13 protein-coding genes and 1 tRNA gene are annotated in these 15316 nt (G+C 45.8%); 5 read left to right on the top strand and 9 right to left on the bottom strand.

Going from position 1 to position 15316, the window contains the following annotated elements; genetic code table 11:
- Positions 1-4: 4 nt before the first annotated feature.
- From AB1K89_RS16800 to AB1K89_RS16810, 3 genes are all read right to left on the bottom strand, one after another.
- Complete coding sequence (locus tag AB1K89_RS16800) at positions 5-373, bottom strand: MarR family winged helix-turn-helix transcriptional regulator (RefSeq protein WP_413055850.1); 369 nt, start codon at positions 371-373, stop codon at positions 5-7.
- Between the two features lie 404 nt (positions 374-777).
- Entirely contained in the window at positions 778-2418 is a 1641-nt protein-coding gene (locus AB1K89_RS16805; protein ID WP_413055851.1) for a hypothetical protein, read from the bottom strand.
- Positions 2411-3208: an ABC transporter ATP-binding protein gene (locus AB1K89_RS16810; protein ID WP_413055852.1), complete on the bottom strand. Its 798-nt coding sequence runs from the start codon at positions 3206-3208 to the stop codon at positions 2411-2413. Before AB1K89_RS16810 ends, AB1K89_RS16805 begins: the two co-directional genes overlap by 8 nt.
- Before the next feature lie 143 nt (positions 3209-3351).
- Here AB1K89_RS16810 and AB1K89_RS16815 point away from each other — a divergent pair, with 143 nt between their 5' ends.
- A complete protein-coding gene (locus AB1K89_RS16815; protein ID WP_413055853.1) occupies positions 3352-3615 on the top strand; it encodes a DUF2188 domain-containing protein in 264 nt (87 codons plus the stop codon).
- Positions 3616-3891: 276 nt separating this feature from the next.
- Positions 3892-4881 carry a nuclease-related domain-containing protein gene (locus AB1K89_RS16820; RefSeq protein ID WP_413055875.1) on the top strand — a complete coding sequence of 330 codons (990 nt, stop codon included), beginning with the start codon at positions 3892-3894 and terminating at the stop codon, positions 4879-4881.
- Positions 4882-5043: 162 nt separating this feature from the next.
- Here the strand turns inward: AB1K89_RS16820 and AB1K89_RS16825 are convergent, their stop codons facing one another.
- The 5 genes from AB1K89_RS16825 to AB1K89_RS16845 form a co-directional block, all read right to left on the bottom strand.
- Positions 5044-5469 (bottom strand): hypothetical protein, encoded by a 426-nt coding sequence (locus AB1K89_RS16825; protein WP_413055854.1) that lies wholly within the window; start codon positions 5467-5469, stop codon positions 5044-5046.
- Between the two features lie 53 nt (positions 5470-5522).
- Entirely contained in the window at positions 5523-8663 is a 3141-nt protein-coding gene (locus AB1K89_RS16830) for a DEAD/DEAH box helicase (protein ID WP_413055855.1), read from the bottom strand.
- Positions 8664-8915: 252 nt separating this feature from the next.
- Complete coding sequence (locus AB1K89_RS16835) at positions 8916-9101, bottom strand: hypothetical protein (protein WP_413055856.1); 186 nt, start codon at positions 9099-9101, stop codon at positions 8916-8918.
- Between the two features lie 185 nt (positions 9102-9286).
- Positions 9287-9463, bottom strand: coding sequence for a hypothetical protein (locus tag AB1K89_RS16840; protein WP_413055857.1), 177 nt, complete (start codon positions 9461-9463; stop codon positions 9287-9289).
- Positions 9464-9484: 21 nt separating this feature from the next.
- Complete coding sequence (locus AB1K89_RS16845; RefSeq protein WP_413055858.1) at positions 9485-11032, bottom strand: sensor domain-containing diguanylate cyclase; 1548 nt, start codon at positions 11030-11032, stop codon at positions 9485-9487.
- A gap of 200 nt (positions 11033-11232) precedes the next feature.
- On the opposite strand from AB1K89_RS16845, the gene guaC reads away from it, so the two are divergent.
- On the top strand, positions 11233-12216 hold the full coding sequence (gene guaC, locus AB1K89_RS16850) for a GMP reductase (RefSeq protein WP_413055859.1): 984 nt from the start codon (positions 11233-11235) through the stop codon (positions 12214-12216).
- 223 nt (positions 12217-12439) lie between these two features.
- Here the strand turns inward: guaC and AB1K89_RS16855 are convergent, their stop codons facing one another.
- Positions 12440-13150: a sulfite exporter TauE/SafE family protein gene (locus tag AB1K89_RS16855; RefSeq protein WP_413055860.1), complete on the bottom strand. Its 711-nt coding sequence runs from the start codon at positions 13148-13150 to the stop codon at positions 12440-12442.
- A gap of 281 nt (positions 13151-13431) precedes the next feature.
- Between AB1K89_RS16855 and AB1K89_RS16860 the strand changes: the two genes are divergently transcribed.
- A complete protein-coding gene (locus tag AB1K89_RS16860; RefSeq protein ID WP_413055861.1) occupies positions 13432-15096 on the top strand; it encodes an ABC1 kinase family protein in 1665 nt (554 codons plus the stop codon).
- A 132-nt stretch (positions 15097-15228) separates the two neighbouring features.
- A tRNA-Asn gene (locus tag AB1K89_RS16865) sits at positions 15229-15300 on the top strand.
- Positions 15301-15316 lie beyond the last annotated feature (16 nt).

The following is a 15316-nucleotide window of genomic DNA, read 5'->3' on the forward strand; positions in this document are numbered from 1 at the left end:
TCTTTCATGATGTTAGATTTTGGTGGGCGCGCGCCAATACGCTTATGGCCATTTCTACTTCTTCTTTCGATGAACCTTTCAGAAGGTCTTCGTAAAGGGATGCAAGTTGCTCCATGACGTCTCGGCAAACAGCCTCCCCTGAACTTGTGAGCCGAATCCATTTTTCTCTCTTATCTTGTCCTGGCGTGGATTCCACATACTCCATTTCCCCAAGACGCTGGAGAATCTTCGTGATGCTCGGCTTTTCCACTTGCTGCCGCTGTGCAATTTCCGCTGGCGTCATCGCACCTTCCTGCATGAGAATCTTCATGATTTGCCATTGTGAACTAAACAACCCGTAATGGGCCAGCTTTGCATTGATTTGATTAAGCAACGGGCGATAAAGTTTGTAATAATGCCCGAAGAAGTCTTGTTGTATGGATTCGATGGGTCCCGCCCCCTTGCGAATAATAGTTAGTTAGGTTAATTAACTATATTATTATGACATATAAATGGGAATTTGTAAAGTGCCGGGGTGAGTTTTATTGAGGCTAAAGTCCCAGAATGACCAAATGAGTTGGGAAATGATTGATATATCCTTCGAATTGATTGATATATGTTGGGAAATGAACCATATCCCTCGGGAAATGATCGATAAATTTCCTAGAGGTGCTTGGCAGGCATAAAAAATCGGCAATGAGAAGCCGTATGCAAATAAAATACTCCTTCTGCCGTATTAGACATGAAGGAGTATTCTTTATTTCACCGAAGCACGAATAAATGCAAGTTACACCCAATTCATCCCCAAACTGGCACGTCCCCCTTCATCGGAAACACCTTGCGCCAGCCGATGAATATCGCAATGAGCAGCACAGCGATATATGCGTAAACTCCACCCGTTATCGCACTTGCAATCAGATGGCCAATGACAAAAATTCCTGCCGAGAAAGTGAGCAAAAACATTTTAGCCGAGCCTTCCGCTTGTGCAAACTCGAAGGATTGGGTGAACGGAAATGCGCCTGAATTAAGCCATTTATACGTAAGCAATGTATGAAGGATAGCCCCTAATAACACAGCAAAGAGATCGGGCACAATGCGCCACGAAAAAATCGCGATGAACGCAATCGACAGCAATACGAAGATCGGCAAATACAACTTCACCAAAAATGCCTTCAGCGTCCCACTGTATGCAGCGCCGGGCTGCTGGATCGGCGCTGCCTTGAAAAGCCAACTCCCTTTATGATTTATGGAAAACTGCATCGTATGAATAATGCTCGGGATCATCATATTACCGAAATAGATAAGCAGAAACATTTTTCCTGTGGAGATATCCGCTAACGTCCTCATTTGCAGTTCCGTAAAAATGAAAATGAAAGGAAATACGAGTGAAAAGCCAAGTGCAGGATAGACTTTAAGCTTGAATTCCCGTTCCTGTTGCATCATCAAGGCTCCAAAACGGAAGAACGCCTTCTCATCCCTGCTCCTGCAGCAAAGCTTTGCCCATAAATCCACCCACCAATTGGACTTCTTCCTCTTGTTTTTAGACTCGCTCATCAACTTATCCATATTGCGTTCAAACGAAGGCATAAGCCTAACGTAGACATACATGGAGACGATCGGAACGAGCAAGGCGAGTGCGGACAACAGGATCAGTACATTTGAAAAGTCTTGATTCAACAATATCTCGAATGCGGAGCCGAACCAAATCGGCGGCAAAAACACGTGCCACCAACTGAATGTGTACGTTAAATTTATATCGACAAAATCGAAGGCGCGGATGACAATCTGATAACCAACGATGACTCCGACGGACAGCAGGATTTGCACATAATTAATAATGTCCTTCAGTTTCTCGCCATCAAAGAACCGTAGGACAGCAAAATACACGAGTGACGTGACAACAACAATAAAAAGCATCGTGAGCATTAGTGCGACAAGAAAAACCAATGTGAACATAATTCCTTTAGCAAACAGACCGACGACGAGCGGTATCGCAATGAAGGCTCCTGCTATGAAAAACATATAGATCAGAATGTGGATTGTTTTCGCAGTGCCAAGCGTCTTACTGCTCATCGGTTTCGTCTGCAGAATCGTTTTATCCCTCACATCCAATAAGACCGAAGAGAAATCGGACACCATCGTCGTCGTCAAAATGAACATGATAATGCCGAAGACGATGCTCATTTGAAAGATGTAATGGCCATCCCCAAAGAGAAGGAACGGGATAACCATGAGCCCATACAATCCATAGATCCACAAGGACTTCAGGAACTGATTCCCTTCTTTTTTCTTCTGCGCATTGAAAATGGTCGGCGTTCGTCTGCCATCCATCGTCAATTTCATGCGCAAAATCGTCTCCATTGCGTCGTAATCGATTCCTGCTTTTATAAAAAGTCGCTTGAATTTAGAGAGGAGCGCCAGTGTCCTGAATTCATGCATTGGCAGTCCCATCCTCTACAATCGAGATGAACCTCTCCGCCCGACTTGCATGGTCTGTGAATCCAGTCAGCTGGTTGAAAATTCCCGAAAGCGACCCCTCTTCACTCAGTTCCTGCAACTCTTCAAAACTGCCATCCGCTACAACGGTCCCTTTGACGAGTAACACAATCCGGTTGCTGATCTTTTCGACGACATCCATAATATGCGAGGAATAAAAAATCGTTTTTCCTTGCGCCGCCAGTTGCGCGAGCATTTCGCGGATGACCATCATGCTATTTGCGTCTAAACCGCTTAGCGGTTCATCGAAAAATAACAAATCCGGATTATGCAGCAAGCTCGAAATAATGAGCACTTTTTGCCTCATCCCTTTTGAGAATGAAGAAAGTCGCGTGTGCATGACGTCGCCAAGTTCAAATTCCTTCAATAGCTTCTGCGCTTTTTCTTCTGCAAATGCACGGTCAAGCCCATACAATTCCCCCGTGAACGCCAAATATTCCATCGCCGTCAAGTTATCGTACAGCTCCGCTTGTTCCGGCACATAACCGATTCTCTTCTTATAGGACGGGTCTCCCGAAGCGATGTCCTCGCCGAAGATTACAACCTGCCCCTCATAATTTTGAATCAAGCCGAGCATGATTTTCACAGTCGTGCTCTTCCCCGCTCCATTCGGACCGATATACCCGATGATCTGCCCCCGTTCCACTTCCAAATTTATGCCATTCAACACGCGATGATTTCCGTAGGTCATCGTGACGTTCCGCAAAGATAGCACTTTATTGGATGACTCCATATCAAACACCCCCGTTTGTTTAAGTTTACCATTTTTTAACCAGAGAAGGCATACCATTCTATGATTTTCCGCTGTTTTGATTCCACCCAACCGGGTAATGGAAGGGTACAAGATTTACAGCTTACAATGAAGGAGGTTATTGTATGGCAAATGACAAGAAAAGGGACCAGGACGAATATTTCGAGGATCGTGCAGGAACAGACGATGCGAGATTCCACGTCGTTCCCCATGATGAAGAAGGCTGGGCCGTAAAAAAGGAAGGCGACGATGAACCGGCTTATACGGCTGACTCCCGTAATGACGCAGTCGATGAAGCTAAACGGTTGGCGGAGGAAGCCGGGACGATGGTTTATATTCATGGAGACGATGGAAAAATTGAGGAGCAGTTGGAGTATGGAGATAAATAGAAACGACCGACGGCAATGCAATGCGCGTTGCCGTTTTTCAATACGCATCAGATAGGTTAAAAGTCCTGAAATGACGATAACTTTCAGTAAGTGACCGATAACTCGCGGCAAGTGACCGATAATTCCCAAGAAATGACCGATAACATAACGCATTTGACCGATAACTCATAGAAAATGATCGATATCTTCTCCCCGACTAAAACCTTGCCAAGTTATCAGACTTTTATGGTAGAATAAAAGCAAAAATATTCTATTGGAGGCGATGTTTCATTGATCATGAAGGAAAAATCGATTTCTCTAAAGGCAATTGGACTGGAGGCGTTGCTGCGAAGGTTGCCGGAGAATCATCCGCGCTATGCGGACATCGAGAACGAGTTGAGAAAGACTCGGGCTGGTGAAAATGGTGAAAGAATACTGGCGAATGTCTTTCAGCAATACGAGTTCCCTTTCAAGCATTACATTTTCCATGATTTGAACTTACAATCCACCGGCAAGTTCCAAATCGATACACTTTTTCTTTTTCAACAAGGAGCGGTGATCTTCGAAATGAAAAACATCGCCGGCAAAATCAGTTTCCCTGAAACACAAAATCAACTCACCCGAACCCTTGAGAACGGACAAGTTGATGCATTTGAATGTCCCTCTGTCCAACTCGAGCGGAATAAAATGCTGTTGGATGATTGGTTTCATGCACACCACATGCCTATCCCCATTTATCAGGCAGCGGTTTTCCCCAGACCGCATCAGCAATTCGAAAACTTGCGTAAGGATCTGACCCTGGTCTTTCCTCTTGAAATTCCTATTTTCCTCCGTAGAATGAGTTCATTTCCCCCTATGATTGAAGTACCTCAACTAACAGACATTGCAAATAAATTAACGAATGCTCATCGTGAGTACGATCCGTTTCCACTTACGGCTACATACGGGATTCATCCGTCCGAGTTGTCAACCGGCGTACGCTGCAATCAATGCGGCCGATTTGGTATGCAGTCGATCTACAACGGATGGGGTTGCCCGCAATGTGGAAATGTCGAGGCGAAAGCCCATATCCAAACTGTGTTGGATTATTTTATGTTAATAGGCAAACGTATTTCTAATAAAGAATGTAGGCAATTTTTACGGCTAGAATGCCGGCAGAAGGTAAAACGGATATTAATGCAGCTGGGAGTTCCCTCCGAAGGAGAAAATAAGGGCAGATTCTATGTGGCGGATTTGAAGTTAATCCGGAAGCTTCACGAATTAACTAGGTCAAAGGTAACAAAATGACCATATATTTAGGGAAATGATCGATATAATGCGGGAAATAATCCATTTTATCTCCCAATTGACTGATATAACTTGGGAAATGTTCGATATCCGCCGGGAAATGATCGATAAGTTTCTAGAACCTAAAAAACCGCTCCAGTCACACCTGACTGAAGCGGTTTCTCACTTGAACAACTCTTTATAAGCCAAAGCTTTCAATGCTAACATCTCTTCTTCCGTCAGCCTGCTTTGGATTTTATTGAAAAGCGCTTGCTGTTCTTGGGCGGACATGCCTTGTCGTGCTTGAATTTGCAGTTCGTTGAGCTCATTAAGATCAAACTTTTTCATCAAGACTCGGGTTGCTTCCTCTTTCGTTTGGAAAGGCAGCTTCGAGCTGTCGACATTTTTACCTTCTTCAATGAACGCACGTAGTTCAGGGTCATTTTGGACTTCCTGTCGAATCGCATCCATCTGCCCGCTCGACTCAAGTTCCGACGCCACTTGGCCCATCACTTCGTCGGCGATGAATTTTGTTCCGAAATGGTACACACCGAAGCCGATAATGGCAATGACGATGGCAACACTGAGAAGTATCTTTATTGCTCTCAATTGATCCGCTCCTTTTCCATTTAGTATCCACTGCCCTTGCAACAGCTATACTCCTATATTTCCAACAGCTCCCGGATATCATCCTCGGTGAGTGTTGTGTTTGCCGCATCCTTTGAATCAATGATCTCTTCGATCAGATTCCTTTTCTTCTCCTGCAATTCATTCATTTTATCCTCAATCGTGCCGCGCGCGACGAGTTTGATGACGTGGACGGTTTGCTGTTGACCGATGCGGTGGGCGCGATCCGCGGCTTGCTCCTCCACCGCAGGATTCCACCAAAGATCATACAAGATGACCGTGTCAGCCCCGGTCAAATTGAGGCCAGCTCCGCCCGCTTTCAAGGAAATGAGGAACACGTCACGCTCTCCATCATTAAAACGATTGCACAGTTCCAGCCGTTCTTCGGAAGGCGTTTGGCCGTCCAAATAGAAGAATGGTGTCCCGTTCATTGCAAGCTCCTTGCCGATGATGCCAAGCATCTTCGTAAACTGCGAAAAGATCAACACTCTTCTCCCCGCCAGCTTCGATTCTTCAATCAGTTGCTTCAACTGCTCAAATTTCGCTGAACCGCCTTTGTAGCCGTCGACGAACAATGCCGGATGGCAACAGATTTGCCGCAGCCGGGTCAGTCCAGCGAGGATTCTGATTTTATTTTTTCGGATCGTGTTCTTATCCAAATGCTTTAATGTATCGTGGCGCAACTTTGCCAAATAGGCTGCATACAGCTTTTTCTGTTCGGGTAGCAGCTCCGCGGATTCCATCGTTTCGATTTTTGCAGGCAACTCTCCGAGGACGTCCTCTTTCATTCGTCTCAGCAAAAATGGGCGGATGCGACGGGAGATCGCTTTTGGAGCAAGTTCACTATATTCCCGCAGCCCCATGAACAGCTCAGGAAATACGACGTGAAAGATTGACCAAAGTTCCTCCTCTGAATTTTCGATTGGCGTTCCGGTGAGCGCGAAACGGGTGTCGGCCTGCAATCTATTCACCGCCCGTGCCGTTTGCGTAAACGGATTTTTGAATGCTTGCGCCTCGTCGAAAAAGATCGTCAGGAAGTTTTGCTTCTCAAACCATTGGATATCCCGGCGGATCAACGGATACGACGTTATTAACACATCCATTCCCTCCACGTTACTTTGCCGCTCCACCCTCTCCTTTTTTGACCCATCCATGACGACCGCCTTAACGTCAGGCGCAAATTTCCGAAATTCACTAAGCCAGTTATATGTTAAAGAGGAGGGGCAGACGATTAACACTTGGCGTTTTTTCTCTCGGATTTCGGGAAGCACGGACAAGATGAACGCAATGCTCTGCAATGTTTTTCCGAGTCCCATATCGTCTGCAAGCACCCCTCCGACTCCGAATTCAGCGATTGTTTTCATCCATTGGAAACCTGTTTTTTGATAATCGCGCAATACCGTTCCCAATGACGGTGGCACTTCCGCGGAATTGCCGGGATGCAACAGACGTTCAAAAAACTGGCGAGCTGATTCCTCGACGGAAAACATTCCATCGTCACCGACCGCGTCCAGAAAGCGCATCCCGCGAACCATCGGAACGTTCAATCCCTTTTCGAGGGTCTCGAGATCTTCCGGAATTTCATTCAGAAACCGTTGGATTTCTTCAAATTCCTTCGTTTCCAATGAAAGAAGGGCGCCGCTCTGCAACCGGTAATACTTCCGTTTTTCCTCCAACGCTTCAAGAATTTCACGTATTTGCTTATCGGGTATGCCATCCATTTCGAATTTGAATTCAAGCCAATTCGTCCGGTCCTCATGAGCTTTCACACGGATGCGCGGTTTGGCATGCCCCCTGAAAATCCGGTTTCGAATTGCTGTCGTCGCATACACTTGGACAAGTTTTTGAAGCTTCGGGAGGATATGGTGGAGAAATTCATATTCCAATTCTTCATTGTGCAATAAATACCCCTCGTCCGTTGTGGCGAAGGAACTTTCCTCCATTAACCGGAGGATAGTCTCTTCCTTTTCCAAGTCGCGGACTAGTAAGGAACCTGCAGGCAAGTCCCTCTCCGTCACAGGATTCATGACAATCTGGTCATATTGAAACTCAAGGCTCGCCAGCAATCGATTGTTCACCCGGTCGATGTAAAGCTTTGCCTTCAACGGAGATTTCACGAGCTGATCCATCACCGTTTCATCGAGTTGGACTTCGCCGATCCTCCGTAAGCCGGGAACTACTTTTTCGATAAAAAAGCCGATTTGCTCATTAGAAATCGGCAGATGTCGAGTGCCTGACGCTTCAATCATTCGTTGCAGATCAGCAAGCCGCTTACTATCCTCATTGCTCAGCTGAAATATTTGCCCATCGCAAAGGATGAGCTCGTAATCCTCCAATACGTGCAAATGATTCAATCCGTCAATTGTAAGGACGTGCCCCGTTTCCGGCTTTTTTTCGAAATAAAACTGAACGGGCAATGTCGCTTCTGATATGTGAAAGCCCGTCAACTTTCCCCTAAATTCCAAATTCACACTGCGTGTATCTTTCAAAAGCGGCAAAAGTCTTTCCCACGAGGAAGGCGGGATGAGTAATGTATCCGGGCTGATGGAACCGTGGCGGAATGCCCTATCTTCATTATTAATGCCGATCAGCTGCTGTAGAACTGCATCGGCTTCCCGTTTGAAGCATTGCAGTTGAGAATCAAAGGAGAATGTGGATGTAAGCGGACTCGCCTGTCCTTCATTGACATCCTTCAAAAACTGTCGGATGTCCTCCACACGAATCCCTGAGACCGCTACTTCTATGCCGAGCATATGCTTTTTTCCAGTAGCAACGGGCTTCAACGTAAATTGCAGATCCAGCACTTCCCTGTTTTCGAAATGAAGCTGGTGCCCGCTCGATCTAGGTTTTTCGTTGAAAAGGGAAAGCAGTCCCTCAGTCAAATTTGGCTCCTCGCCACTCCTTCTCTCCATCATCTCAATCAAAACAGCCGCGACATGCTGGCACTTATATTTATAGAAAGGGAGGATCGGACAGCTGCACTCCGACCGAAGCTCCTTATCAGAGAGATCGATTATGACGCGGAAGTTTTCCTTCCCTTCCACAATCGCATCGCAATACGTATCGCTATATTGTTCAATCGTCAATTTCCCTGCACGGTAAAACATTTCGCCCCGTTTGAATGAAACGGAGCCGCACAGATCCATGATCATATTTTGTGTTAAATGGTTGCTCAAATCTGTTTGTCTCCTTTCGGGGATCACTCACCTGTACAGGCGCTTTGCATATACTATCTTATCACTCAGAGGTGGTATTTTCGTGTTTATTATGGCTATTTGATGCCTTCAATGGTGCCAAAATAATGATAAGTCTTGGGGAATGGTCGATATATCGTGTGGCCCCTTTTTTGGCCTGAATAACAGAACCGCTGCAGTCGCGTTTGACTGCAGCAGTTCTATACTTGAATAACTATTTATAAGCCAAAGCCTTCAATTCCAGTTTTCCAAAATAATGGCTTCAATCTCTTCCGTAGTAAGCCTCGTCACCAAGGCGATTTTTTCAGTGGAGAAAGCCAAGCCATGCATTGTCAGCACTGTGGAAACCTTCTCTTGTCGGATGCCTTGATTTAACCCTTTCAAGCGCGCCTCCTCCAATTCCTCTTTCCAATTTTGCATTTGACTCCCTCCTTTCAACTATAGGATATCTCCTTTTTCTTCTAAACAGTTATCTCTCTTTCCACCTCCTTCCAACAATATAAAACAAATGTTCTTATTAATCAATGAAACCAATCTTACTATGAACAGAAAAAACAGGTACACGTCGATACGTGTACCTGTTACTTAATCGGGTATTCCAAGGTTCAAAGTTCTTGATAATCCTTCATGAACCTGCCGCTTTCTTTCACTTCGGAGTGATACAGTGCCTTCAATGCAAAACTCTTTTCCAATTCATGTTCCTTCATGATCTGCTTCAACCGCTGCGTCAATTCCGCATTGTTTTTCACGAGCAGTTCCATTTTCGTTTTCGAATATTGCATGATTGTGTCCTCCTTGTACTTTCATATTTTCAGTGTAGCATAATCAATCGTCCGGTTACGTCCTGACCGCTTCGCTTCGTAGAGGCATTGGTCCGCCAACTCCAACAGTTCCGTCGAGTCCTTACGATCTTCGGGATGCATTGCAATTCCTATCGAAATCGTCACGATCTCCCCGCATGGACTGATTGTGCTCTCCAACTTCTTGCGCAACCGTTCCGCTACTTGAAATGCAACATGCCGGTCCGTCTCAGGCAACAGCATGACAAACTCCTCCCCGCCGAAACGGCAGCACACATCATCTTTCCGAGCGACTTCAAGCATTGCCGCCGCCAAATATTTCAGCACATCATCACCCATAGCATGTCCATATGTGTCATTGACCCGCTTGAATTTATCGATGTCAAAGATAAGTAATGCAAAAGGGCGCTCCTGCTTTGTCCACTGTTCCAAATGGGCATCCATGATTCGGCGATTCATCAGCTTTGTCAACGGATCGACTGTTGATTGTTGAATAAAGAAATTCAGGCTGTAATTCAATGCCTTTTTCAATTGAATCGCTTCGTAATACCAAGCATGTACATCATTTATTTTTCCGCCTTGATTGTTTTCAGTACTGGATTCAGCATATGTTGCGAGCGTTGTCAAAGGCTGAGCAATTTTATTAGACAATAATAAAATGACGAGGAAGGAGATGAGTAGGATGGGAGCCGTTTTCAAAATCATTTCTTTTATCATCGTGACGGACGGTGCTAAGGCGACATCCTTCGGCCTTTGGGTCACGACTCCCCAGTCAGCGGTCGGAATCGTCGCATAGCCCGCCAACATTTCGACTCCCTCCGTATTCACAACTTCCATTGCACCGCTCTTCCCGGCTATCAATTGTTGGACAACTGGGTTTTCCAGCACAATATCATTCACTCGCCATGGGTTTTGATGGTAGATGACGCGTCCGCTATTATCGACAACGAAGACATAGGAGCCGTCCTCGTAAAAATGCTCACCCAATACTTCCTGAAGAATGTTTTCCTCCTTCAAATAAACCGTTCCCCCGACAAGGCCGAGATAATCGCCTTCACTGTCGAAAATCGGGTAGGACAGGAAAATGATCAAGCGGCCAGTTAATCCGATATAAGGTTGTGATATGAAAGCTTCGCGCTTCTTTAGCGCCTCGCGACCGCCTTCCGAGTTCAGCTTTTTCCCTTTTAGACCCAATGTCTCTGGGGAGACGGCTAATATTTCCCCATTTTTATCGACAATTGTAAATGAATTGAATGTATTTGTCTGTTTCCTCATCCGATCTGCTTCAGAAAGTAATGTTTCTTCAGCGTTCTCTTGACCGAAATACGGTGCAATATAATGAGCACTTGTCTCCATGGATTGCAGTGTCATCGATAGATACGACTCTGTCGACTGCGCCATTTTCACCGCGTATGCACGGTTTGTTTCCAAAGCACTCCCAATTAACGATTGCTGTTCCACCCGATAACCCGAAATGATGCTGGCCGCCAACGTCAGCATAATCGATAAGAACACAACCATCCCTATTAAATACTTTAAAGATAGTCTCATAGCGACCGATCTCCTCTGTAGATTTTCAAACCTTAATCCATCATATCATCTAGATTTCCTTTGAACACCCTTATTTTGGAATACCTTTTAAGTAAAAGTGTGAATAGTAATTGACGAATGGGGAAAAATAATGTAAATTACAAAAGTACGAACGTTTATATCTAAATAAAAAATATCATTCGCCTTTAGGAGTGTAATGTATGGATACAGTATTCGATTATGAAGATATTCAATTGATTCCCGCTAAATGTATTGTGAATAGTCGCTCAGAATGTGACACGTCCGTCACGTTAGGTAAACATAAATTTAAATTGCCGGTCGTCCCTGCCAATATGCAGACAATCATTGATGAAAAGGTTGCCATTCAATTGGCTGAAGGCGGTTATTTCTACATCATGCACCGTTTCAATCCAGAGACACGTGCCGAATTCATTAAAGATATGCATACCCGTGGTTTGATTGCTTCAATCAGCGTCGGTGTCAAAGAGGAAGAGTACGGCTTTGTCGAGCAATTGGCTGCGGACCAGCTCATTCCTGATTACGTGACGATTGATATTGCACATGGTCATTCCAATGCAGTTATCAGCATGATCAAACACCTGAAAAAGCACCTTCCTGAAACATTCGTCATCGCAGGAAATGTTGGTACACCGGAAGCGGTGCGCGAGCTTGAAAATGCAGGAGCAGATGCGACAAAAGTAGGCATCGGACCAGGGAAAGTTTGCATCACAAAGATTAAAACTGGTTTCGGAACGGGTGGGTGGCAGTTAGCCGCACTTCGCTGGTGCGCAAAAGCTGCTTCAAAGCCAATCATTGCTGACGGCGGCATCCGTACACACGGAGATATCGCGAAATCGGTTCGATTTGGCGCGTCCATGGTCATGATTGGTTCGCTTTTCGCGGGGCACGAAGAATCGCCAGGCAAGACAATCGAAATTGACGGCAAGCTGTACAAAGAGTATTTCGGATCTGCTTCGGAATACCAAAAAGGCGAGAAGAAAAATGTCGAAGGCAAAAAAATGCATGTGGAATACAAAGGCAATTTGCAAGATACGTTGAATGAAATGCAACAGGATCTCCAGTCGTCCATCTCCTATGCAGGCGGAACGAAGCTGGATGCCATCCGGACAGTCGATTATGTAATTGTGAAGAACTCCATTTTCAATGGGGATAAGGTTTATTAATAAGCGGAAGGGTTGGCAATATGCCAGCCCTTTTTTAATTGCTTGGAGTTCGGCATCGGTATCAGACCGCCTGATAAAACACACGAACCGCCTGGAATCGTGCTACAACCGCCTGAAGTTAAACAAAGACCGCCTGTTAGTATGCGGAAACCGCCTGATATTGCGTGCTATCCGCCTATAAACATGTACAAACCGCCTAATCATTCAGCCTTCCCCTCTCCTTCTAGCTGCTCACCAGTAAATAAATCCCGGTAAAAAACAAAATGACATACATGAAAATACGGAAACCTGCTTGATTGACCTTCAGGAATAAATACTCCCCTGCGTATAGGCCAAGCCAAACGAGCGGCAACGCGAACAGGCTCGATTTCCATACTGTTGTGCTAGTGCCCGCGAAGACAATCTGGATGAGCAGGCTGAAGGAATAGATGAACAAATAATAAACGAGCGTCGTTCCGCGTAGCGTCTCTTTTGCCGTGTCCGCCCCTGAAAAATAAAGCAGCAATGGAGGCCCTGGCATACCGATGCTCGTCGTCAACGAACCAGAAAGCCCACCGATGGCAACATCCCTGTTCGTTGATTGCTTCATCCTCAACTTAAGTAACAAGAGGACTGTTAATAGAAGGATTACGATCCCGATGACAAGCTTCAATTTCGGAATATCAACGAGAAGGAATACGATGATGCCAAGCGGCAACCCTATGAAACTGCCCATTATGAACCGCTTCATCACTCCCCTATCAATATCCGTCCTCACTTTGCGATACATCGCCAAGGAAATGACTAATGAGAGGAGCAAATTGATTTGGATGGCATCCCGCGCATCGAATAGTAGCAGAAGAAACGGCGTCGCGACGATGGAGAAGCCGAACCCCGTCCCCGTCTGGAGGATGGATGCCAGCAGTATGATTGCGATGAATAAAAGAATGTCCAATTGAATGACCCTCTTTTGGTTTTTGTTAAGTGTAACACGGATTGAGTCTTGCTTTCTTTGGAATCGCGACGTTTGAGAGAGTCTGCCCTTAATTGCGGAGCCGCGTCTATTGGAGGATGTGTTTTGCGCGAGTTTGCGGTAGTTATGGCGCAATCTCCGTCAGTTATGCTCACTTCGGTACTTTTGACCCCCACTTCAACAGTAGGAATCCCATGGCTAACCTCAGCTCTAACGGGGTATATGAAAAGGTAAACTGCTGCGATAGATTTGGAGGAATTAACTTGTTGAAGATACGCATCCGGCATACAAAACGATTTCAAGAGATCACTAATGCTTTTTTACGTAATGGATTCAGTCATTTTCTTTTCCGGTTGGGCCTGACCGATCGCGGTTCGTCCAATGACAGCGGAAACGAAATGAAGATGCAGGATGTCGGGGTCAAGCTTCGTCATGCGCTGCAGGAGTTGGGACCGACGTTCATTAAACTTGGGCAGATTGCGAGTTCGCGTCGGGATCTTGTTCCGCTGGAAATCGCATTGGAGCTCGAAAAACTGCAGGATCACGTTACGCCGGTGCCGTTCGATCGTATCCGTGAAATCGTCGAGTTTGAACTCGAGGGGCATCTCGAAAGCTTTTTCAGCCGATTTGACGAAAAGCCATTAGCGACAGCCTCGATTGGCCAAGTCCATATCGCCCACTTGCCAAGCGGAGAAGAAGTGGCTGTCAAAGTCCAGAGGCCCGACATCAGGCCTAATGTGGAAACGGACCTCTCAATATTAAGTGACTTGGCCCGTTTCCTCGAAGAGAATACGGCTTGGGCGAGGACCTATCACCTTCGCGATATGATTGCTGAATTCTCGAGGTCATTGCTCGATGAGCTCGATTATCGTGTCGAAGGCCGAAATGGGGAGCGCATCGCGAAACAATTTGAAGAGATTCTGTACGTCCATATTCCGAAAATCTATTGGGATCTGTCTACCGATAAAGTTTTGACGATGGAAATGTTCCACGGTGTCAAAGCGAATGATTTGAAGAAATTGGACGCCAGCGGGTATGACCGAAAGCTGATTGCCCGACGGATTGTCGATTCGATGTTCCATCAAATTCTCGATGAAGGCTTTTTCCACGGCGACCCGCATCCGGGGAATATTTATATCCTGCCCGATAACGTCATCTCCTATTTGGATTTCGGGATGGTCGGGCGGCTTGATAATGAACTGAAATACCATTTCGCGTCGCTTATCCTCAATTTACGTGAAGGCGACACGGAAGGGATGATTGAGATATTTGCCGACATGGGCATCCTATCGGAAGAGACAGACATGCGGGCATTTGCGAGAGATGTGGATGATCTGCAAACGAAGTATTACGATGTTTCACTGAATGAGGTGAGCCTTGGTGCCATTTTTGTCGAGCTGTTCCAAGTTGCCTACCGCCACCATATTATCGTTCCTTCGGAAATTTCGATCCTAGGCAAAACGATCCTTACGCTGGAAGGGCTCATTGCAAAGCTGGATCCCGAGTTAAGCATCATGGAAGCCGTCGAACCTTTCGGAAGGAAAATGATGCGGGAACGCTATCATCCAAAGAATTTAATAGAAAATTCATGGAAGGACTTTGTTGAAAACATCGAAATCCTGACGAATCTGCCGAAAGACTTGAAAGCTGTTGCAACGACCATCCGAAAAGGGAAATTACAGCTCGACATCAATGTCCAGCAAGTGCAAGTATTTCTTAGCAGGCTTGACCGGATCAGCAACCGTCTTTCATTCAGCATCATCCTGCTGTCTTTCAGCATCCTCATGGTCGGCTTGATCATCGGCTCGGCAATTGCCGGGCAGAGGAATGTGCTTTGGCAGTTCCCTATCATCGAAGCCGGTTCCATCATTGCCTCGCTAATGTTTCTGTTCATGATCTACACAATTATCCGATCTGGACGGATGTGAAGAGTGCACCTCCAAACAACTGGAGGTGTATTTGCGTTCCATAATAAACGCAGTCGCCGCCATCCTTTTTTTATATTCAACATGAATAATTCCCCGCATTCTGCACATTATAGGAGTACTTAATAATATCCTTCCGAAATAGCTCAGCGGTGGAGCAATCGGCTGTTAACCGATAGGCCGTAGGTTCGAATCCTACTTTCGGAGTAAAGGCTGTCTCTGT

It is taken from the genome of Sporosarcina pasadenensis, assembly GCF_047228845.1.
Lineage (GTDB): Bacteria > Bacillota > Bacilli > Bacillales_A > Planococcaceae > Sporosarcina.

Coding starts and splice junctions, on each gene's coding strand:
- AB1K89_RS16805 (WP_413055851.1), bottom strand. CDS start 2,418: ATGCATGAATTCAGGACACTGGCGCTCCTCTCTAAATTCAAGCGACTT.
- AB1K89_RS16810 (WP_413055852.1), bottom strand. CDS start 3,208: ATGGAGTCATCCAATAAAGTGCTATCTTTGCGGAACGTCACGATGACC.
- AB1K89_RS16815 (WP_413055853.1), top strand. CDS start 3,352: ATGGCAAATGACAAGAAAAGGGACCAGGACGAATATTTCGAGGATCGT.
- AB1K89_RS16820 (WP_413055875.1), top strand. CDS start 3,892: ATGAAGGAAAAATCGATTTCTCTAAAGGCAATTGGACTGGAGGCGTTG.
- AB1K89_RS16835 (WP_413055856.1), bottom strand. CDS start 9,101: ATGCAAAATTGGAAAGAGGAATTGGAGGAGGCGCGCTTGAAAGGGTTA.
- AB1K89_RS16840 (WP_413055857.1), bottom strand. CDS start 9,463: ATGCAATATTCGAAAACGAAAATGGAACTGCTCGTGAAAAACAATGCG.
- AB1K89_RS16845 (WP_413055858.1), bottom strand. CDS start 11,032: ATGAGACTATCTTTAAAGTATTTAATAGGGATGGTTGTGTTCTTATCG.
- guaC (WP_413055859.1), top strand. CDS start 11,233: ATGGATACAGTATTCGATTATGAAGATATTCAATTGATTCCCGCTAAA.